18 protein-coding genes, 1 tRNA gene and 2 pseudogenes are annotated in these 18,195 nt (G+C 61.8%); 6 read left to right on the top strand and 15 right to left on the bottom strand.

All coding sequences use genetic code 11. From position 1 onward, the window contains the following. Positions 1–22: 22 nt before the first annotated feature. From pth to M1B34_RS23750, 7 genes and pseudogenes are all read right to left on the bottom strand, one after another. A complete protein-coding gene (gene pth, locus M1B34_RS23780; protein WP_123337864.1) occupies positions 23–607 on the bottom strand; it encodes an aminoacyl-tRNA hydrolase in 585 nt (194 codons plus the stop codon). 169 nt (positions 608–776) lie between these two features. Next, entirely contained in the window at positions 777–1,373 is a 597-nt protein-coding gene (locus M1B34_RS23775; RefSeq protein ID WP_123337863.1) for a 50S ribosomal protein L25/general stress protein Ctc, read from the bottom strand. Positions 1,374–1,513: 140 nt separating this feature from the next. Next, positions 1,514–2,455, bottom strand: coding sequence for a ribose-phosphate pyrophosphokinase (locus M1B34_RS23770; RefSeq protein ID WP_003171603.1), 942 nt, complete (start codon positions 2,453–2,455; stop codon positions 1,514–1,516). 47 nt (positions 2,456–2,502) lie between these two features. Next, positions 2,503–2,577: transfer RNA gene (locus M1B34_RS23765), tRNA-Gln, on the bottom strand. 36 nt (positions 2,578–2,613) lie between these two features. Continuing rightward, positions 2,614–3,464, bottom strand: a pseudogene (gene ispE, locus M1B34_RS23760) (4-(cytidine 5'-diphospho)-2-C-methyl-D-erythritol kinase). Positions 3,465–3,468: 4 nt separating this feature from the next. Then, positions 3,469–4,086 carry a lipoprotein insertase outer membrane protein LolB gene (gene lolB, locus M1B34_RS23755; RefSeq protein ID WP_268261248.1) on the bottom strand — a complete coding sequence of 206 codons (618 nt, stop codon included), beginning with the start codon at positions 4,084–4,086 and terminating at the stop codon, positions 3,469–3,471. A gap of 4 nt (positions 4,087–4,090) precedes the next feature. After that, positions 4,091–5,816 (bottom strand): annotated as a pseudogene (locus M1B34_RS23750) (tetratricopeptide repeat protein). A 183-nt stretch (positions 5,817–5,999) separates the two neighbouring features. Here M1B34_RS23750 and hemA point away from each other — a divergent pair. From hemA to M1B34_RS23720, 6 genes are all read left to right on the top strand, one after another. Beyond that, a complete protein-coding gene (hemA, locus tag M1B34_RS23745; protein ID WP_123337855.1) occupies positions 6,000–7,277 on the top strand; it encodes a glutamyl-tRNA reductase in 1,278 nt (425 codons plus the stop codon). Then, on the top strand, positions 7,274–8,356 hold the full coding sequence (gene prfA, locus M1B34_RS23740) for a peptide chain release factor 1 (protein WP_123337853.1): 1,083 nt from the start codon (positions 7,274–7,276) through the stop codon (positions 8,354–8,356). The genes hemA and prfA overlap by 4 nt, the downstream gene beginning before the upstream one ends. After that, positions 8,357–9,187: a peptide chain release factor N(5)-glutamine methyltransferase gene (gene prmC, locus M1B34_RS23735; protein WP_123337852.1), complete on the top strand. Its 831-nt coding sequence runs from the start codon at positions 8,357–8,359 to the stop codon at positions 9,185–9,187. Continuing rightward, a complete protein-coding gene (locus tag M1B34_RS23730) occupies positions 9,181–9,936 on the top strand; it encodes a molybdopterin-synthase adenylyltransferase MoeB (protein ID WP_123337850.1) in 756 nt (251 codons plus the stop codon). Before prmC ends, M1B34_RS23730 begins: the two co-directional genes overlap by 7 nt. Next, on the top strand, positions 9,929–10,720 hold the full coding sequence (gene murI / locus M1B34_RS23725; RefSeq protein ID WP_268266366.1) for a glutamate racemase: 792 nt from the start codon (positions 9,929–9,931) through the stop codon (positions 10,718–10,720). Before M1B34_RS23730 ends, murI begins: the two co-directional genes overlap by 8 nt. A gap of 118 nt (positions 10,721–10,838) precedes the next feature. Then, positions 10,839–11,357: an acyloxyacyl hydrolase gene (locus M1B34_RS23720; RefSeq protein ID WP_123337846.1), complete on the top strand. Its 519-nt coding sequence runs from the start codon at positions 10,839–10,841 to the stop codon at positions 11,355–11,357. A gap of 8 nt (positions 11,358–11,365) precedes the next feature. Here the strand turns inward: M1B34_RS23720 and M1B34_RS23715 are convergent, their stop codons facing one another. Genes M1B34_RS23715 through phrB form a run of 8 tightly spaced genes read right to left on the bottom strand, consistent with a single transcriptional unit; the run spans position 11,366 to position 18,193 of the window. Then, on the bottom strand, positions 11,366–11,671 hold the full coding sequence (locus tag M1B34_RS23715; protein WP_123337844.1) for a YkgJ family cysteine cluster protein: 306 nt from the start codon (positions 11,669–11,671) through the stop codon (positions 11,366–11,368). Positions 11,672–11,725: 54 nt separating this feature from the next. Further along, entirely contained in the window at positions 11,726–12,241 is a 516-nt protein-coding gene (locus M1B34_RS23710) for a DUF2878 domain-containing protein (RefSeq protein ID WP_268266365.1), read from the bottom strand. Then, complete coding sequence (locus M1B34_RS23705; RefSeq protein ID WP_123337840.1) at positions 12,234–13,505, bottom strand: SAM-dependent methyltransferase; 1,272 nt, start codon at positions 13,503–13,505, stop codon at positions 12,234–12,236. Before M1B34_RS23705 ends, M1B34_RS23710 begins: the two co-directional genes overlap by 8 nt. Further along, on the bottom strand, positions 13,492–14,310 hold the full coding sequence (locus M1B34_RS23700; RefSeq protein ID WP_268266364.1) for a DUF1365 domain-containing protein: 819 nt from the start codon (positions 14,308–14,310) through the stop codon (positions 13,492–13,494). The genes M1B34_RS23705 and M1B34_RS23700 overlap by 14 nt, the downstream gene beginning before the upstream one ends. After that, a complete protein-coding gene (locus M1B34_RS23695) occupies positions 14,307–15,554 on the bottom strand; it encodes an NAD(P)/FAD-dependent oxidoreductase (protein WP_268266363.1) in 1,248 nt (415 codons plus the stop codon). Before M1B34_RS23695 ends, M1B34_RS23700 begins: the two co-directional genes overlap by 4 nt. Next, the gene (locus M1B34_RS23690; protein ID WP_123337834.1) at positions 15,551–16,333 is read right to left on the bottom strand and encodes an SDR family NAD(P)-dependent oxidoreductase; all 783 of its coding nucleotides are present in this window, start codon (positions 16,331–16,333) and stop codon (positions 15,551–15,553) included. The genes M1B34_RS23695 and M1B34_RS23690 overlap by 4 nt, the downstream gene beginning before the upstream one ends. After that, positions 16,330–16,755, bottom strand: a complete 426-nt coding sequence (locus tag M1B34_RS23685; protein ID WP_268266362.1) for a nuclear transport factor 2 family protein — start codon at positions 16,753–16,755, stop codon at positions 16,330–16,332. Before M1B34_RS23685 ends, M1B34_RS23690 begins: the two co-directional genes overlap by 4 nt. Further along, a complete protein-coding gene (gene phrB / locus M1B34_RS23680; RefSeq protein WP_123337830.1) occupies positions 16,748–18,193 on the bottom strand; it encodes a deoxyribodipyrimidine photo-lyase in 1,446 nt (481 codons plus the stop codon). The genes M1B34_RS23685 and phrB overlap by 8 nt, the downstream gene beginning before the upstream one ends. Positions 18,194–18,195: the final 2 nt, after the last annotated feature.

The raw sequence follows: 18,195 nt of genomic DNA, 5'->3' as shown, positions 1-18,195 counted from the left end.
GTGTTTCCCCGAGGAGTTAGAGTCAGGCCTTCTGGCTGTGCAGGTTTTTCATCGCACGGTTCCATTCACCGGCGAAGATATCCGGCAGCACGCCGAGGGCAAAGTCGATGCTGGCATCGAGTTTTTCCTGTTCGGCGCGTGGCGCACGACCCAGGACAAAGTTTGAAACCATACTGGCAACGCCTGGGTGGCCAATGCCGAGCCGCAGACGGTGGAAGGTATTCTGATTACCGAGCTGCGCGATGATGTCCCGCAGTCCGTTGTGCCCGCCATGCCCGCCGCCGGTCTTGAGTTTGGCGACGCCGGGTGGCAAGTCGAGTTCGTCGTGGGCCACCAGGATCTCTTCCGGCGCGATGCGAAAGAAGCCGGCAAGTGCCGCTACGGCTTGGCCGCTGCGGTTCATGTAGGTGGTGGGGATCAACAGACGAATGTCCTGACCTTGGTGACTGAAGCGCCCGGTCAGGCCGAAATACTTGCGATCGGCGACAAGGCTGACACCTTGTTTGTCGGCGATGCGCTCAACAAAAAGGGCCCCTGCGTTATGCCGGGTCTGTTCGTATTCGGCGCCTGGATTACCCAGGCCAACGATCAGTTTGATGGCAGTCACGATAGGGGCCCTTCCTTTGGAGTGGTGGATGACATCGCCGCAACAGGGGCTGCGGCGAAAGTGGACGACAAGAGCTGATTTACCTTGCGGCAAACTTCGCGTTCTCGCCCGCTTTCTCGCTACGTTCCAGTCCGCGATGTATTCCGCTTACTCCGGCGTCAGAGTGAAATTACTCTGCAGCGCCTTCTGCTTCTGGAGCAACACGTGGTGCGTGGACGTTGGCTACTGCCAGGTCGTTGCCGTGTGCCAGAGCGACGAACTCAACGCCTTTAGGGGCCTTGATGTTCGACAGGTGAACGATGGTGCCGATTTCAGCGTCAGCCAGGTCGACTTCGATGAACTCAGGCAGGTCTTTCGGCAGGCAGGAAACTTCGATCTCGGCGATAACGTGCGAAACTTCGCCGCCTTTCTTGATCGGAGCTGCTTCGCCAACGAAGTGTACAGGCACGATAGCGGTCAGTTTCTGACCGGCTACAACGCGTACGAAGTCAGCGTGCAGTACGTGGCCTTTAGCCGGGTGACGTTGCAGTGCCTTGATGATGACGTTCTGCTTGGTGCCACCAACGTTCAGCTCGATGATGTGGCTGTAAGCCGCGTCGTTTTCGAGCAGTTTGGCAACTTCTTTGGCCAGCATGCTGATGGATTCAGGGGCTTTCTCGCCACCGTAAACTACAGCTGGAACCAGGCTTGCGAGACGACGCAGGCGGCGGCTCGCACCTTTCCCCAGGTCGGAACGCACTTCAGCATTCAGAGTAAAATCGTTCATGTTGTATCTCCAAAATAACCACATTCGCCCTAGCGTTTGCGACCAGCGCTAAAGGCGATATGGGCAAAAAAGCCCCGCCCCAGCAGGAATGCTGGGGCGGGGCGCTTTTCGTCATTGAGATGTTGGGCTAGGGCAGGGCCTTAGCGGAACATCGCACTGATCGATTCTTCGTTGCTGATGCGGCGAACCGCCTCGGCAACAACCGGTGCGATATCCAGTTGGCGGATACGCGCACAGGCTTGTGCTGCAGCGGACAGCGGGATGGTGTTAGTCACCACCAGCTCGTCCAGCACGGAATTTTCAATGTTCTCGATGGCTCGACCCGACAGCACAGGGTGTGTGCAGTAGGCAAAGACCTTGGCTGCGCCATGCTCTTTCAAGGCCTTGGCCGCGTGGCACAGAGTGCCGGCGGTATCGACCATGTCGTCGACCAGAATGCAGGTACGCCCTTCGACATCACCGATGATATGCATCACTTCAGAGTGATTGGCTTTCTCACGGCGCTTGTCGATGATCCCGAGATCCACGCCCAGGGACTTGGCCACGGCACGTGCACGCACGACGCCGCCAATGTCCGGGGACACGATCATCAGGTTCTCGAAGCGTTGGTCTTCGATGTCATCCACCAGTACGGGGGAGCCGTAGATGTTATCTACCGGAATATCGAAGAAGCCCTGAATCTGGTCAGCATGCAGGTCAACCGTGAGAACACGGTCAATGCCGACAACGGTGAGCATGTCAGCAACCACTTTCGCGCTGATAGCCACACGTGCGGAACGCGGACGGCGATCCTGACGGGCATAACCAAAATAAGGAATAACAGCAGTGATACGAGTTGCTGAGGAGCGGCGGAAGGCATCAGCCATCACGACGAGTTCCATCAGGTTATCGTTGGTCGGAGCGCAAGTCGGCTGGATAATGAAAACGTCTTTACCGCGGACATTTTCATTGATCTCGGCAGTAATTTCGCCGTCGGAAAATTTTCCAACAGAGATGTCACCGAGAGGGATATGCAGCTGACGTACGACACGCCGAGCCAGATCGGGGTTAGCGTTCCCCGTAAAGACCATCATCTTGGACACGCGCAGTACCTGAAGGCTGAGGGTATACCTGGATGAGTATAGGAAAATGGCAGGGGCGGCTGGATTCGAACCAACGCATGGCAGGATCAAAACCTGCTGCCTTACCGCTTGGCGACGCCCTGTATCTGTTGCTTGCAAGTGCCGAGCACTTGGTTCCTTTAGAGCAGACTTTGCAGCTTGCGATGCAACATTGAAATGTTGCTTCCTTTCGCTACAAACCCTGTAAGGGTCTCTGTCAGAAGGGCCGAGACTTTATCAGCTTCAGCTTTGCTTGGGAAGCCCCCAAACACACAACTTCCAGTGCCGGTTAGTTTTGCTTCGGTAAATTTACCTAGCAAATTCAATGCGTTACGTACATCTGGATAACGCCTTGCAACAACCGGCAAGCAGTCATTTCGACTGTTTCCCTTGGGAACGGGGCGCACTTTAATGGGCGGGGAGTTACGTGTCAACAGCGGATCCGAAAAAATTTCTGCTGTACTAACAGAGACTTGCGGCACCAGCACCAGATACCACGGTTCTTCGGGTTCCACAGGGGTGAGTTTCTCTCCCACGCCCTCGGCAAAAGCGGCATGCCCACGGACGAAAACCGGGACGTCGGCGCCTAGGGTCAGGCCCAGTGTGGCGAGACGATCTTCATCCCACCCCAACTGCCAAAGGTGGTTGAGCCCCAGCAATGTAGTGGCGGCGTTTGAACTGCCGCGCCGATGCCGCCGCCCATGGGCAGGACCTTATCGATCCAGATATCGATGCCCTGCGCACAGCCGGATTGTTCCTGCAGTTGTTTGGCCGCCCGCACAATGAGGTTGCTGTCGTGGGGCACGCCAGGGAATTCGGTGTGCAGTTGGATCACACCGTCATCGCGCACGGCGAAGGTGATTTCATCGCCGTAGTCGAGAAACTGAAAGATCGTCTGCAATTCGTGATAGCCGTCCTCACGACGACCCAGGATATGCAGCATCAGGTTGAGTTTGGCGGGAGAGGGCAGGGTCAGGCGTGGAGCAGTCATGAATTTACTGCCCCAGCTTGCGCGGTTGCCATTCCTTGATCACCAGGGTGACATCAAGGTCGCTGCCGTGGAGCTTGATTCGCTCCGGCAGCCAATAGCCGTTCTGCTCGGCATAACTCAGGTATTCGACCTGCCAGCCATCCTGTTCGAGACCGGCCAGGCGGCTATCGCCATTCAAGGTCAGGCGGCTTTTGCTCTCCGGCGCAGGCAGCCCACGCACCCACCAGGCCAAATGAGACACTGGCAACTTCCAGCCCAGTTGCTCTTCCAGCAGGGCTTCCGGCGTGGTGGCGTCAAAACGGCCCTGGTTGGCGACTTCCAGCGACACCTGACCCGGGCGACCGGTCAAGCGAGCCGCACCGCGACCCAGGGGGCCAGACAGGCGGATGTCGTAGTAATCCTGGCGTTGCAGCCAGAACAGGGTGCCACTGCCGGAATCCTTGGGTGCGCGAATGCCGATTTTTCCGTTGATCTGCCAGCCATCGAGGCTGCTCAGCTGTTCTTTGTGCGCTCGCCATTGTGTTGGGGTGCCCTGGCCTTGGACGGACTCTCGAGCACCAAAGCCCGCGCAACCGGCGAGCAGGGCGATAAAACTGAAAACGATAATGTGGCGCAAAAACATGGTCTTAAAGGGTCTCTGATCCGGTCAGGCGCTTGATGGTGCTGCGCAAAATAGGGCTGTCGGGCTGTTCCTTGAGGAACTTGCTCCAGATCTGTCTGGCTTCCCGTTGCTTGCCATTGGCCCAGAGCACTTCACCCAGGTGTGCAGCCACTTCCTGGTCGGGGAAACGCTCCAGGGCCTGGCGCAGCAGGCGCTCGGCTTCGTCGAGGTTGCCCAGGCGGTAGTTGACCCAGCCCAGGCTGTCGAGGACTGCCGGGTCTTCCGGGTTCAGCTCATGGGCTTTTTCGATCAGTTCCTTGGCTTCCGCATAGCGGGTGGTGCGGTCCGACAGGGTATAGCCCAGGGCGTTGAGGGCCATGGCATTGTCGGGGTCGCGCTTAATGATCAGGCGCAGGTCCTTTTCCATCTGCGCCAGGTCATTGCGCTTTTCCGCCTGCATGGCCCGGGTGTAAAGCAGGTTCAGGTCGTCCGGGTATTGCAGCAGGGCTTGTTGGAGGATTTTCCAGGCGCGATCCCCTTGGTCATTGGCCGAGAGGGTTTCGGCTTCGACCAGGTACAACTGGATGGCGTAGTCGGGCTGGGCGTCGCGGGCAGCGGCCAGGCGCTTTTCGGCCTCGTCGGTACGGCCGTTGTTCATCAGGATATCGGCCTGGCGCAGTTGCGCCGGCAGGTAATCGTTGCCCGCGCCAACCTGGGCGTACTCGACCAGGGCACCCTGCGGATCGTTGAGCTCTTCTGCGATGCGACCCAGGTTCAGGTGGGCCGAATCGACATGGCTTTCACGAGCGATCAAGTCTTCCAGGTAACCCTTGGCTTCTTGCCAAGCCTTGGCTTCCAGGCACACCAGCGCCAGGGAGTAACGCAGTTCGTCGTCTTCCGGGTACTGCTGCACCAAACTCGAGAACTGAGTCTTGGCGTCGTCCATGCGGTCCTGCTCCACCAGCATGCGGGCGTAGGTCAGGCGCAGGCGCTTGTCGTCCGGGTACTTGCGGATGCTTTTTTCCAGCAGCGGCAGCGCTTCCTTGCCACGGTCGAGGCTTTGCAGCAGGCGAGCGCGCAACAACAGCGGCGCGACTTCACCGTCTTCCGGTGGGTTCTGCTCCAACAGGGTGAGGGCACCCTTGGCGTCGCCGTCCTGTTGCATCAGCAGGGCCTTGCCGAAAATCAACTGGCTGTTATTCGGGTGTTTCACCAGCAAGCGGTCGAAGCTCTTGACCAGGCCATTGCGGGTGTCCTGGTCGGTATCGGCAGCCGACAAGGCGAGGAAGTCGAAATGGGTGTCGCCCTTGCCCTGCAGGACTTTCTCCATATACACCATGGAGTCGTCATAGCGGCCGGCGCGAGCCAGTTGAATCGCCGCAGCCCGCTGTGCTTCCAGGTCGTCCGGGGCGTTTTTTCGCCCAGATCAGCGAGGTGTCCAGCGCTGCCTGGTCAGCGCCCAGGTACTCGGCGATGCGAAAGGCACGCTCGGAAATGCCCGGGTCCTGGGTGTTGATGGCCTGGGTCACGTAGTTGTCCAAGGCAATGTCGAAGCGATTGCGCTGGCCGGCCAGTTCCGCGCTTAGCAGGCTGAACACGGTTTCTTCACTGAAGGAAGAATAAACCTTGGGCTTTTCAGGGGCTGGAGTGCTGCCTTCAACCGGCGGCGTACCGTCCGACGAAACGGGAGCCAATGACTGGCAGCCGCTGAGGAAGACAAAGGCGAGGAGCAACGCGGAAGATCTATTCATATAGGAAGAGGACGACTAACCTGCGGTCGGATCATCATGACACAAGCCTTCGGCCAAACATAACCGAGACTCAACGGGGAGCCAGAACAGAGGCCGTCTATTAGGACAATAGTCGACGGTGGTTGTTCTGAATCTTTCGAAGTAGGACAATTGTCGGCTTCTCGACATCATCAGCGACCTTGAATGGCCTTCCTTGCACTCGGTATTAACCACAAGACTGCTTCAGTAGACGTCCGCGAGCGCGTGGCCTTTACCCCTGAGCAGTTGGTTGAGGCCTTGCAGCAGCTCTGCCGCCTCACCGACAGCCGCGAAGCTGCGATCCTCTCCACCTGCAATCGCAGTGAGCTTTATATAGAGCAGGATCACCTGTCGGCGGATATCGTGCTGCGTTGGCTGGCCGATTATCACCATTTGAGCCTGGATGAGCTGCGTTCGAGTGCTTATGTGCACGAAGATGATGCGGCAGTTCGTCACATGATGCGCGTCGCCTCCGGGCTGGATTCGCTGGTGCTGGGCGAACCGCAGATCCTCGGGCAAATGAAGTCGGCCTACGCCGTGGCTCGGGAAGCCGGCACCATTGGCCCGCTGCTCGGTCGCTTGTTCCAGGCCACGTTCAGCGCCGCCAAGCAGGTGCGCACGGACACCGCCATTGGTGAGAACCCAGTATCGGTGGCCTTTGCCGCGGTGAGCCTGGCGAAACAGATTTTCAGTGACCTGCAACGCAGCCAGGCCTTGCTGATCGGGGCCGGCGAGACCATTACCCTGGTGGCCCGTCACCTGCACGACCTGGGGGTCAAGCGTATCGTTGTGGCCAACCGAACCCTGGAGCGGGCCAGCATCCTGGCCGAACAATTTGGTGCCCATGCCGTGCTGCTTTCGGACATTCCCCAGGAGCTGGTGCACAGCGATATCGTCATCAGTTCCACCGCCAGCCAGTTGCCGATCCTCGGCAAGGGCGCTGTGGAAAGCGCTCTGAAGCTGCGCAAGCACAAGCCGATTTTCATGGTGGATATCGCTGTTCCCCGGGATATCGAGCCAGAAGTCGGCGAGTTGGACGACGTTTATCTCTACACCGTCGACGACCTCCACGAAGTGGTCGCGGAAAACCTCAAGAGCCGCCAGGGTGCTGCCCAGGCCGCCGAAGAGCTGGTGACCATCGGCGCCGAAGATTTCATGGTGCGCCTGCGCGAGCTGGCGGCGGTTGATGTGCTCAAGGCCTACCGCCAACAGAGCGAGCGCTTGCGCGACGAAGAATTGCAAAAGGCCCAGCGCCTGCTGGCCAATGGAGCGAGCGCCGAGGACGTGCTGGTGCAACTGGCCCGTGGCCTGACCAACAAATTGCTGCACGCGCCGAGCGTGCAGTTGAAAAAGCTGTCCGCCGAAGGCCGCCTCGATGCGCTGGCCATGGCCCAAGAACTCTTTGCCCTCGGAGAGGGCCCTTCGGATAAAACCCCGCAATGAAAGCGTCACTGCTCAATAAGCTGGACATTCTCCAGGACCGTTTCGAGGAATTGACCGCCTTGCTCGGCGATGGCGAAGTCATCTCCGATCAGACCAAATTCCGCGCCTATTCCAAGGAATACGCCGAAGTCGAGCCGATCGTCGCCGCCTATAAACAGGTGCTCAAGGTGCAGTCTGACCTTGAAGGCGCCCAGGCGCTGCTCAAGGACAGCGACCCGGACATGCGGGAAATGGCCGTGGAAGAAGTCCGCGAAGCCAAAGAGCAATTGTTGGAACTGGAAAGCACGCTGCAACGCATGCTGCTGCCCAAGGACCCCAATGACGGGCGCAACGTGTTCCTGGAAATCCGCGCCGGCACCGGTGGTGACGAGGCGGCGATCTTCTCCGGCGACCTGTTCCGCATGTATTCGCGCTACGCCGAGCGTCGTGGGTGGCGCCTGGAGATCCTCTCGGAAAACGAGGGCGAACACGGCGGCTATAAAGAAGTCATTGCCCGGGTCGAAGGCGACAACGTCTACGGCAAGCTCAAGTTCGAATCCGGTGCCCATCGCGTGCAGCGGGTCCCGGCCACTGAATCCCAAGGGCGCATCCACACCTCGGCCTGTACCGTGGCGGTATTGCCCGAGCCGGACGAGCAGGAAGCCATCGAGATCAACCCGGCGGACTTGCGTGTCGACACTTATCGCTCCTCGGGCGCCGGTGGTCAACACGTGAACAAGACCGACTCGGCGATCCGCATTACTCACCTTCCCACGGGGATTGTGGTGGAGTGCCAGGAAGAGCGCTCCCAGCACAAGAACCGTGCCCGGGCCATGTCCTGGCTGTCGGCCAAACTGAATGACCAGCAGACCAGCGCCGCGGCCAACGCCATCGCCAGCGAGCGCAAGTTGCTGGTGGGTTCCGGTGACCGTTCCGAGCGGATTCGCACTTACAACTTTCCCCAGGGCCGGGTCACCGACCATCGGGTCAACCTGACCCTGTATTCCCTGGATGAAATCCTCGCCGGTGGCGTCGAAGCGGTGATCGAACCGTTGCTGGCCGAGTACCAGGCGGACCAACTTGCGGCTTTGGGTGAGTAAATGACCATCATTGCCAGCCTGCTGCGCGCAGCCGAGTTGCCTGATTCCCCGACCGCCCGCCTGGACGCCGAGCTGCTGCTGGCGGCTGCCCTAGGCAAGTCCCGTAGTTTTCTCCACACCTGGCCCGAGCGCATCGTGCCCAGCGAGGCCGCGCTGGTGTTCGCCGAGTACCTGCAACGCCGCCGCTCCGGCGAGCCGGTGGCCTACATCCTCGGCCAACAGGGGTTCTGGAAGCTTGATCTGGAAGTGGCGCCCCACACCCTGATCCCGCGGCCGGACACCGAGTTGCTGGTGGAAACAGCCCTGGATCTGTTGCCGGCGACCCCGGCCAAGGTGCTGGACCTGGGCACCGGCAGCGGTGCGATTGCCCTGGCCTTGGCCAGCGAGCGTCCGGCCTGGAATGTCACGGCGGTGGATCGTGTGCTGGAAGCCGTGGCCCTGGCCGAGCGCAATCGCCAGCGCCTGCAGTTGCATAACGTCAGCGTGCTCAACAGCCACTGGTTCGGCGCCTTGCAGGGCCAGCGTTATCAGTTGATTGTCAGCAACCCGCCCTACATTGCGGCCGCCGATCCCCATCTGGCGGCCGGTGATGTGCGCTTCGAACCTGAAAGCGCCCTGGTCGCCGGTCATGACGGCCTGGACGATCTGCGCCTGATCATTGCCCAGGCGCCGCAGCACCTTGCGGCGGGCGGCTGGTTGATGCTCGAACATGGCTACGATCAGGCCGTGGCCGTGCGTGACCTGCTGCTCAGCCAAGGCTTTATCGAGGTTCACAGCCGCGTTGACCTCGGTGGCCATGAACGCATCAGCCTGGGGCGCCTGCCGTGCTGAACGATCAGGAGCTGTTGCGCTATAGCCGGCAGATTCTGTTGCAGCACGTCGACATCGAAGGTCAGTTGCGCCTGAAAAACAGCCGGGTGCTGATCGTCGGTCTCGGCGGCCTCGGCGCGCCGGTCGCGTTGTACCTGGCGGCCGCGGGGGTGGGCGAGCTGCACTTGGCGGATTTCGACAGCGTCGACCTGACCAACCTGCAACGTCAGATCATTCACGACACCGCCAGCGTCGGCATGAGCAAGGTCGACTCGGCCATGGCGCGCTTGAGCGCCCTCAACCCGCAGATCCAGTTGCTGCCAAGGCGCACTGCGTTGGATGAGGATTCCCTGGCCGCCGCGGTGGCCGCCGTGGACCTGGTGCTTGATTGCAGCGATAACTTCACCACCCGTGAGTCGGTCAACGCCGCCTGTGTGGCGGCGGGCAAACCCTTGGTCAGCGGCGCGGCGATTCGCCTGGAAGGGCAACTGTCGGTGTTCGATCCACGGCGCCCGGAAAGCCCCTGCTACCACTGTCTGTACGGGCATGGCAGCGAGGCCGAACTGACTTGCAGCGAAGCCGGCGTACTGGGCCCCTTGGTGGGCCTGGTCGGCAGCCTGCAAGCCTTGGAGGCGCTAAAGCTGCTGGCTGGGTTCGGTGAACCGCTGGTGGGCCGCCTGTTGCTGATCGATGCCTTGGGCACGCGCTTTCGCGAGTTGCGGGTCAAGCGCGACCCAGGCTGCAGCGTCTGTGGGTCGCACCATGGGTGAAGCGCCCATCGGCGTTTTCGATTCCGGCGTTGGCGGCCTGTCGGTGCTGGCCGAAATTCAGCAACGCCTGCCTCAGGAATCGTTGTTGTATTTCGGTGATTGCGGGCACATTCCCTACGGCGAAAAATCCCCTGAATTCATCCGCGAGCGTTGCAGCGTGATGGCGCGCTTTTTTCACCAGCAAGGCGCCAAGGCCCTGGTGCTGGCGTGCAATACCGCCACGGTGGCCGGGGTGGCCGATTTACGTCGTGATTACCCCGATTGGCCCATCGTCGGCATGGAGCCGGCGGTCAAGCCGGCGGCTGCGGCTACCCGCAGCGGCGTGGTTGGCGTGCTGGCCACCACCGGCACCTTGCAGAGCGCCAAGTTCGCCGCCTTGCTTGATCGTTTCGCCACCGATGTGAAAGTCATCACCCAACCTTGCCCGGGGTTGGTGGAGCGGATCGAAGACGGCGACTTGCACAGCCCGGTCCTGCGCGGGCTATTGCAAGGCTATGTGGAGCCGTTGCTGGCCGCCGGTTGCGACACCATCATCCTGGGCTGCACCCACTATCCCTTCCTCAAGCCTTTGCTCAAGCAGATGCTGGCCGACGATATCAGCCTGATCGACACCGGCGCTGCAGTGGCGCGGCAACTCCAGCGCTTGCTGGACGAGCGTGGGCTACTGGCTTCAGGTCCTGTACGTGACACTCGCTTCTGGACCAGTGGCAATGTGCAGCACTTCGCCCAGGTCTTGCCCGTGTTATGGCAGGGTGCTGGCGCGGTACAGGCGTTTCCCGGTTAATCCCCATCCAGCAAAAAACTCGAATCGGCGCTGAACTTCTGTTTCGGCGCAGATTTCTATACGCCCTGTACGACCTTGTACTAAAACCTACAAAAATCGATCAGAAAGGGTGTTCTTGATGAGGCGACTATTTTGTCTGGCCGCGCTGGCGGCCGCTATGGTGGGGCACAGTGTTTCTGCGCAAGCCGCAGGCGTCGAATTTGCCGTGGGGCAAACCAGCGACTCGACCCAGACTTATCGCTTGGGTATGCAATGGGATTGGGACAAGAGCTGGCTGCAAAGTGATGTCGGTCGTCTGACCGGCTACTGGAGCGGGGCCTACACCTTCTGGGATGGCGACGATAAAGCCAACAATCACAGCCTGTCGTTCTCGCCGGTACTGGTCTACGAATTCACCGGTGCCAGCGTCAAGCCATACATCGAGGCGGGCATTGGTGTGGCCGCGTTCGCCCACACCGAGGTGGAAAGCAACAAGCTGGGCTCGGCGTTCCAGTTCGAAGACCGCCTGGGCTTCGGCTTGCGTTTCGCTGGCGGGCATGAGGTGGGGATTCGTGCGACGCACTATTCCAATGCCGGTATCGCCAGCCCCAACGATGGGGTCGAGAGCTACGCGCTGCACTACACCCTGGCGCTGTAAGGCACCCCTCAGCGATACGCCGTGGCGATGCCTCGGCGTTCGTTGATGCAGTCCACTTCGCCCATCTCGAACTCCCGGCAAATCAGTGGGCGTTTCTCGTAGATGCTGCACATCATGGTGTTGCGATCCAGCGCGGCGCACCAGCCGTCATCCAGGCGCAGCATGACTTCCCCACCCCAATCGTCGGTGTCGATGTAACGCTCGGGCACGCCGGTGTCAGTGATCAGCATGACCTCCAGCTGGCAGCAGCAGGCGGCGCACGTTGAGCAGGTGACGGCGGGTTCGGCGATCTGGGTAATGGGGATAGTGGTCATAGGCGCGCAGTGTAAGGCAGCCGGCGATGGCTGTGTGAAGCCCCTGACAGACGTTCAGGGATTATCGGGCAATGGCGTGCCTGCCTCGGCGTAGCGGGCCAGGGCATGCAGCCCCGGAAACACCAGGCCCCAGAGCACTCCCAGGCCCACCAGGGTCGGCCATGTGCCGTAGGGAAAGTGCACCCCCGCCAGTTGCCCACCGGCATAGTAGGACAGCGGGCCGCCGACTGCGCCCAGTGCCGCAGCCAGCCACCAGGGGTGCGCGCTCCAGGCCAGGCAATGGCGCAAGGTGGTGGCCAGCATGGCCCAGAGCAGCATCAGCCAGAAGGGAATCAGCAGGGTGACCTGTTGGAACTCGAACACCCCCAGCCAGTGCAGGAAACTGTCCAGCACCGTGCCCAGCAAGGCCACGCTGATCACCAGCCGACCCTCTTCGGCCCAGGTGCCAATCCACAGCAGGTGAATCACCAACACGGTGGCGCCGAGCAACAGCCAGGGGCCATCGCCGCCCATGACGCAGGCGAACCAGCCCAACTGAAACAGCAGGGCGTTGGCCAGGCGTTTACGCATTGAAGCGTCCCAACAGCGGTTGTGGCACCGCAGCAGGTTTGGCCAGGAGCATCTGGGCGGTGCCGATGGTGCGCTCCAGGAAGCCGCCTTCGCAGTAGCACAGGTAGAACTCCCACAGGCGCAGGAAATACTCGTCGTAGCCCAACTCACTCAGACGGCCATGGGCGCGGCGGAAGTTTTCGTGCCACAGGCGCAGGGTGCGTGCGTAGTGCAGGCCGAAGTCTTCCATGTGCAGCAGGTTCATGTCGGTGTCGCGGCTGACCACTTCGAGCATCTTGTGCACGCTGGGCAAGGCGCCGCCCGGGAAAATATAGCGCTGGATAAAGTCCACGGCGTTTTTTGCCTGCTCGTAGCGCTGGTCGCGAATGGTGATCGCTTGCAGCAGCATCAGGCCGTTGCTTTTCAGCAACTGCGCGCATTGCTTGAAATAGGTCGGCAGGAAGCGATGGCCTACGGCCTCGATCATCTCGATCGAGACCAGCTTGTCGTACTGCCCCGTCAAGTCGCGGTAGTCCTCCAGCAGCAGGGTGACTTGGTCCTGCAGGCCCAATTCGTCGATGCGTTGCCGGGTAAAGGCGAACTGCTCTTTGGACAGGGTCGTGGTGGTGACCTTGCAGCCATAATGCTGCGCGGCGTACAGGGCCATGCTGCCCCAGCCAGTGCCGATCTCCAGCAGGTGGTCGTCGGGGGTGAGGGCGAGTTTCTGGCAGATGCGCTCCAGCTTGTTCAACTGGGCCTGTTCCAGGCTGTCGTCCTCGCGCAGGAACTGCGCGGCCGAGTACATCATCGTCGGGTCGAGAAACTGTTCAAACAGCTCGTTGCCCAGGTCGTAGTGGGCGGCGATGTTCTTCTGCGAGCCCTTGCGCGTGTTGCGGTTGAGCCAGTGCAGGCCCTGGATCATTGGCCGGCCGAGCTTGGCCAGGCCGCCTTCCATGGCGTCCAGCACCTCAAGGTTGCTGACGAACACCCGCACCACCGCGGTCAGGTCCGGCGTGCTCCAGTAGCCGTGGATAAAGGCTTCACCGGCACCGATCGAACCGTTGCTGGCGACCATGCCCCAGGCAGCAGAGTCGTGGATGTGGACCTCGCCCAGCAGGCTGGCGCCGCTGGCACCGAAAACATGTCGCTCACCGTCTTCAATGACCACCAGTTGGCCGTTGCGCAACTGGGCCAACTGGCGCAGGACCCCGCGACGCAACAGGTTGCCGGTCAGGCCGTGGGCGCTGAGCAGGTTGGGCTTGGCCGATACGCTAGAGGATTTCATGGCGGCGATCCTTGGGTTGTACAACGGCTGTTTGATAGGCGCCGTCGGCAGCCTGATGAGGGAAGAACGGAATGCGTTTACCGGCCAGGCGCAGGGCCTGCCAATAGATGGCCAGGCAGGTCTTGGCGGTCATCCAGGGGAAGCGCAGCAGGTACTGGTGCAAGCTGCGCCGGCTCAGGGCCTGGCGTTGCAGGTTGAGGGTGGCGTCGAAGACTTTCAGTTCACCCTGCCAGTCGGCCATGTGCACGCCGAGTCGCTCGCTGGGCGGGCTGAAGCTCATGCGGTATTCCAGGTCCCGGGGCAGAAAGGGCGAGACATGGAAGGCCTTGGCCACGGCGAAGTGCTGGTGGCCGGGCGCTTCATCGGCGGCCTCGGCTTTGGCCGGCAGCACGTAGTGATAGCGCTCGCGCCAGGGCGTGTTGGTGACTTCGCAGAGAATCGCCGCCAGGCGCCCGTCGTTTTCGAAGCAGTAGAAGAAACTCACCGGGTTGAACGACAGGCCCCAACTGCGGGCTTGGGTCAGCAGGCAGACCGAACCGCCGGGCACATGGCCGATGGCCTTGGCGACCTGTTGCCGCACCGCGTCGATCAGGCGCATGCCCTGGCTGGTAAAGGTTTTCAGGTAATCGCTCTCACGGAACGAGAAGGGCGCAAAACGCCGGCTGCCGGCCAGGGGCGACAGGCCAAGCACCGTTTCCTGCTCATCCAGGTCCAGGTACAGCAGGCCGATCCGATAGCGGAAGGCATGGTCCTTGGGCGAGAACCGCCGGTGGCTGATCCAGCCGCTGTACAGGGCGCTGTTCACAACAGTTCCCCAAAGGCCTGGGCCACGCGCAGGGCACTGACCACGCCGTCTTCGTGGAAGCCGTTGGCCCAGTAGGCGCCGCAGTAATAGCTGTGGTGCGCGCCCTGCAGTTCAGTCCAGCGTGCTTGCGCGGCTACGGCCGCCAGGCTGTATTGCGGGTGGGCGTAGGTGTAACTGGCGAGAACCGTTGCCGGGTCGATGGCGGCGGTCTGGTTGAGGCTGACACAGAAGGTGGTGTCGCTTTGGATGCCCTGGAGGATGTTCATGTCGTAGGTGACCGCGGCCTGCTGGTCACCTGCACCGCCCAGGCGATAGTTCCAGCTGGCCCAGGCCAGGCGGCGTCGGGGCAGCAGGCGGGTGTCGGTGTGCAGCATCACCTGATTGTCGGCGTAGGGCAGGGCGCCGAGGATGTCTTGCTCGACGTGGCTGGGTTCGGCCAGCATTTGCAGGGCCTGGTCGCTGTGGCAGGCGAACACCACCTTGTCAAAGCGCTCGCTGCCGGCCGCGCTGTGGATCACCACCCCCTGTTCATCGCGCTCGACCCGCGTGACCGGGCAATTGAGGCGAATCCGCTCGCGGAAGCTGCTGGTCAACGGCTCGATGTAGCGGCTGGAACCGCCCTCGATCACGCACCATTGCGGGCGGTTGCTGACGGACAGCAGGCCGTGGTTCTTGAAGAACCGCACGAAGAACTGCAGGGGGAAACCGAGCATCTGTTGCAGGGACATCGACCAGATCGCCGAGCCCATGGGCACGATGTAGTGTCGGATGAAGCGTTCGCCGTAGCCTTGGTCTCGCAGGTAATCGCCGAGGGTCATGGCCGGGTCGATCTGCTGGTGCTCGAGGTGGCGGATCGCTTCTTTGTTGAAACGCAGGATATCCCGCAGCATGCCCCAGAACCCCGGGGACAGCAGGTTGCGACGCTGGGCGAAGAGGCTGTTGAGGTTGTTGCCGTTGTACTCCAGCCCCGAGGCGGGGTCGGTCACGGAAAAGCTCATTTCGGTGGGCTTGAAGGTGACACCGATCTGCCCCAGCAGCCGGATGAAGTTGGGGTAGGTCCAGTCGTTGAACACGATGAAGCCAGTGTCCACGGCGTGGGTTTCACCCTTTACCGAAACGTCCACGGTGTGGGTGTGGCCGCCGATCCAGCTGCCGGCTTCGAAGACGCTGATGTCATGGCGGCGATTGAGCAGGTAGGCGCTGGTCAGCCCGGAAATGCCGCTGCCGATAATGGCGATTTTCATGAGGGGTTTCCTGTCGGCGAAGCGTTACGGGCCAGGCGGCGTCCCACCGCCAGTTGCAGGCGTCCAGGCAACCAGGACAGCAGCTTGAGGCCAAAGATAAAGCCGGCCGGAAAGGCGATTTCCAGCGGCCGCCGCGGCAGGCGCTGATGGATATGCCGAGCGGCCCGTTCCGCGCTCCAGCTCATGGGCATGGGAAAATCATTACGTGCGGTCAGCGGCGTTTCGACGAAGCCGGGGCTGACTAGGGTGACGTCGATCCCTTCGGCGGCCAGGTCGACGCGCAGGGACTGCAGGAGGTAGCGCAATGCCGCTTTGGACGCGCCGTAGGCTTCGGCGCGCGGCAGGGGAAAGTAGGTCACCGAACTGGCCACGCCCACCAGATGGGGGCGAGTGCCGGCACGCAGCAGCGGCAGTGCGACTTCGATGCAATAGCTGCTGGCGAACAGGTTGCTGCGCATCACCTGTTCGATGACCGTGGCGTCGAACTGGCGGACTTCAACGTATTCACAGGTACCGGCGTTGAGAATCACCGTGTCCAGGGCGCCCCAGTGCTGGGCGATTTGCGCGCCGATCCTGTGCACTTGTTCGCGGTCGGTGAGGTCCCCGGGGACCACCAGCACGCGGCCGGGATACTGTTGGGCCAGGGCATCCAGGGGCTCTCGCGAGCGTGCGCTGAGGGCCAGCTGGGCGCCGGACTTGAGCAGCGCTTGCGCCAATGCCGCGCCGATCCCGCTGCTGGCGCCGGTCAGCCAGATACGCTGCGGCAATGGGCTGTTCATGCCAACCTCCCTTTCAACCAGTGGATGACCCGACCCAGCAGGGGCAGGTGTTCGTAAAGCAAGGCGCCGGCGTCGAAGTAGTCGCGGTGGCGATAGACCTTGTCGTCGCGCCACAGCAGGTGCGAGCAGCCTTCGACCTGGATCGGCTGGCCACCCTGCAAGCGCGGGTGCCGGTAGGTCATGGTCCAGCGCAGGTAGCCCTGGCCTTCGCCGCTGGCATCAAAGCCGTGGACGTTGAGTTTCAGCTCGCTGACGTTGGCGTACAGCTCGGCGAAGTAGCGCCGCACTTGCGGCAGCCCCTGCACCTCATGCAACGGATCGGTGAAGCGGATGTCGTCGCTGTACAGCTGGCTCAGGCGCTCGAGGTTGTGTTTGTCCAGGGCCGCGAAGTCCCGGGCAAAGCCTTGCAGGAACTCACTCATAGGTTCCTCCGGCGTCCATCCTTGAGGGCAGGCTCTTGAAGGCCGCCAGGGCACGTTCCCGGGACATCGACAGGTTGACGATGGGCGCCGGGTAATCGGCGACGCCGAACAGGCCGCCCAGGGCCGCCGGGTTGTGGACCTCTTTTTTGTTCAGCCCCGCCAGTTGTGGCAACCACTGCTTGATAAAGCGCCCCTCGCTGTCGAACTTCTCCGACTGGCTCACGGGGTTGAAGATGCGGAAGTAGGGCGCCGAGTCGGTGCCGGTGGAGGAACTCCACTGCCAGCCACCGTTGTTGGCCGCCAGGTCGCCGTCGATCAGGTGCTGCATAAAGAAGCGCTCGCCTTCACGCCAATCGATCAACAGGTTCTTGGTCAGGAACATCGCCACGATCATCCGCAGGCGGTTGTGCATCCAGCCGGTTTCCAGCAGTTGGCGCATGGCGGCGTCGATGATCGGCAAGCCGGTGCGGGCTTCCTGCCAGGCGGCGAGTTCCTCGGGGGCGTCGCGCCAGGCCACGGCCTCGGTTTCCGGGCGAAAGGCACGGTGCCGGGACACCCGCGGGTAACCCACCAGAATGTGTTTGTAGAACTCGCGCCACAGCAGCTCGTTGATCCAGGTAACGGCGCCGACATTGCCGCTTTCGAACTCGCCCTGGTTACTTTGCAGCGCGGCGTGCAGGCACTGGCGTGGCGAAACCACCCCGGCGGCGAGGTAAGGCGACAACTGGCTGGTGCCGGGTTTGGCCGGAAAGTCGCGCTCGCTCTGGTAGTCGCTGATCTGCTCATCGGCAAACTGCTCCAGGCGGCGCAGCGCCTCGGTTTCGCCGGCGGGCCAGAGATCACGCAGCGCCTGGCTGGGCGTGGGGAAACCTGGGACCTGTTGCGGCACCGGGTCGGCCTGGATGGCCAGGGCGGCTTGGGCCTTGGGCGTGCCCGCTAAACCTGGCAGGGCGCTGTGCAAACGGTTGTAGCAAACCTTGCGGAACTGGCTGAAGACCTGGAAGTAGGTGCCGGTCTTGGTCAGCACGCTGCCGGGCTTGAACAGCAACTGGTCGAGGTGGCTGTGGAAGAGCACGTCCTCGGCGTCCAGGGCTTTGGCGACGGCGCTGTCACGGCGACTTTCGTGGATGCCGTACTCCTCGTTGACGTGCACGGCCTTGATTCCGAGTTGCCGGCACAGCTCCAGCAATACCTGCGGGGCCTGTTCCCAGGTCGGGGCGCTGCGGATCAACAACGGAATGTTCAGTTGCCCCAGGGCCTGGCTCAACGTCGCCAGGTTGCGCAACCAGAAGTCCACTTTGCAGGGCGCGTCGTCATGGGTCAGCCACTGCTCCGGGCTCAGCAGGTACACGGCCACGGTGGGGCCGCGCTGGGCGGCGGCGCACAGGGCGGTGTTGTCATGTAGGCGCAGGTCGCTGCGCAGCCAGATCAATTGCATGG

The organism is Pseudomonas morbosilactucae (assembly GCF_023241715.1).
Taxonomy (GTDB): domain Bacteria; phylum Pseudomonadota; class Gammaproteobacteria; order Pseudomonadales; family Pseudomonadaceae; genus Aquipseudomonas; species Aquipseudomonas morbosilactucae.
Note: the sequence above shows the minus strand (reverse complement) of the source record. Positions and strands in the feature narration are given on the sequence as shown.

Excerpts from the sequence above, each read along its gene's own strand:
- prfA (WP_123337853.1), top strand. The coding sequence starts at position 7,274 with ATGAAAGCGTCACTGCTCAATAAGCTGGACATTCTCCAGGACCGTTTC.
- murI (WP_268266366.1), top strand. The coding sequence starts at position 9,929 with ATGGGTGAAGCGCCCATCGGCGTTTTCGATTCCGGCGTTGGCGGCCTG.
- M1B34_RS23695 (WP_268266363.1), bottom strand. The coding sequence starts at position 15,554 with ATGAAAATCGCCATTATCGGCAGCGGCATTTCCGGGCTGACCAGCGCC.
- M1B34_RS23690 (WP_123337834.1), bottom strand. The coding sequence starts at position 16,333 with ATGAACAGCCCATTGCCGCAGCGTATCTGGCTGACCGGCGCCAGCAGC.
- lolB (WP_268261248.1), bottom strand. The coding sequence starts at position 4,086 with ATGTTTTTGCGCCACATTATCGTTTTCAGTTTTATCGCCCTGCTCGCC.
- M1B34_RS23705 (WP_123337840.1), bottom strand. The coding sequence starts at position 13,505 with ATGAAATCCTCTAGCGTATCGGCCAAGCCCAACCTGCTCAGCGCCCAC.
- M1B34_RS23775 (WP_123337863.1), bottom strand. The coding sequence starts at position 1,373 with ATGAACGATTTTACTCTGAATGCTGAAGTGCGTTCCGACCTGGGGAAA.
- M1B34_RS23715 (WP_123337844.1), bottom strand. The coding sequence starts at position 11,671 with ATGACCACTATCCCCATTACCCAGATCGCCGAACCCGCCGTCACCTGC.
- M1B34_RS23685 (WP_268266362.1), bottom strand. The coding sequence starts at position 16,755 with ATGAGTGAGTTCCTGCAAGGCTTTGCCCGGGACTTCGCGGCCCTGGAC.
- prmC (WP_123337852.1), top strand. The coding sequence starts at position 8,357 with ATGACCATCATTGCCAGCCTGCTGCGCGCAGCCGAGTTGCCTGATTCC.
- M1B34_RS23720 (WP_123337846.1), top strand. The coding sequence starts at position 10,839 with ATGAGGCGACTATTTTGTCTGGCCGCGCTGGCGGCCGCTATGGTGGGG.
- M1B34_RS23710 (WP_268266365.1), bottom strand. The coding sequence starts at position 12,241 with ATGCGTAAACGCCTGGCCAACGCCCTGCTGTTTCAGTTGGGCTGGTTC.
- phrB (WP_123337830.1), bottom strand. The coding sequence starts at position 18,193 with ATGCAATTGATCTGGCTGCGCAGCGACCTGCGCCTACATGACAACACC.
- hemA (WP_123337855.1), top strand. The coding sequence starts at position 6,000 with ATGGCCTTCCTTGCACTCGGTATTAACCACAAGACTGCTTCAGTAGAC.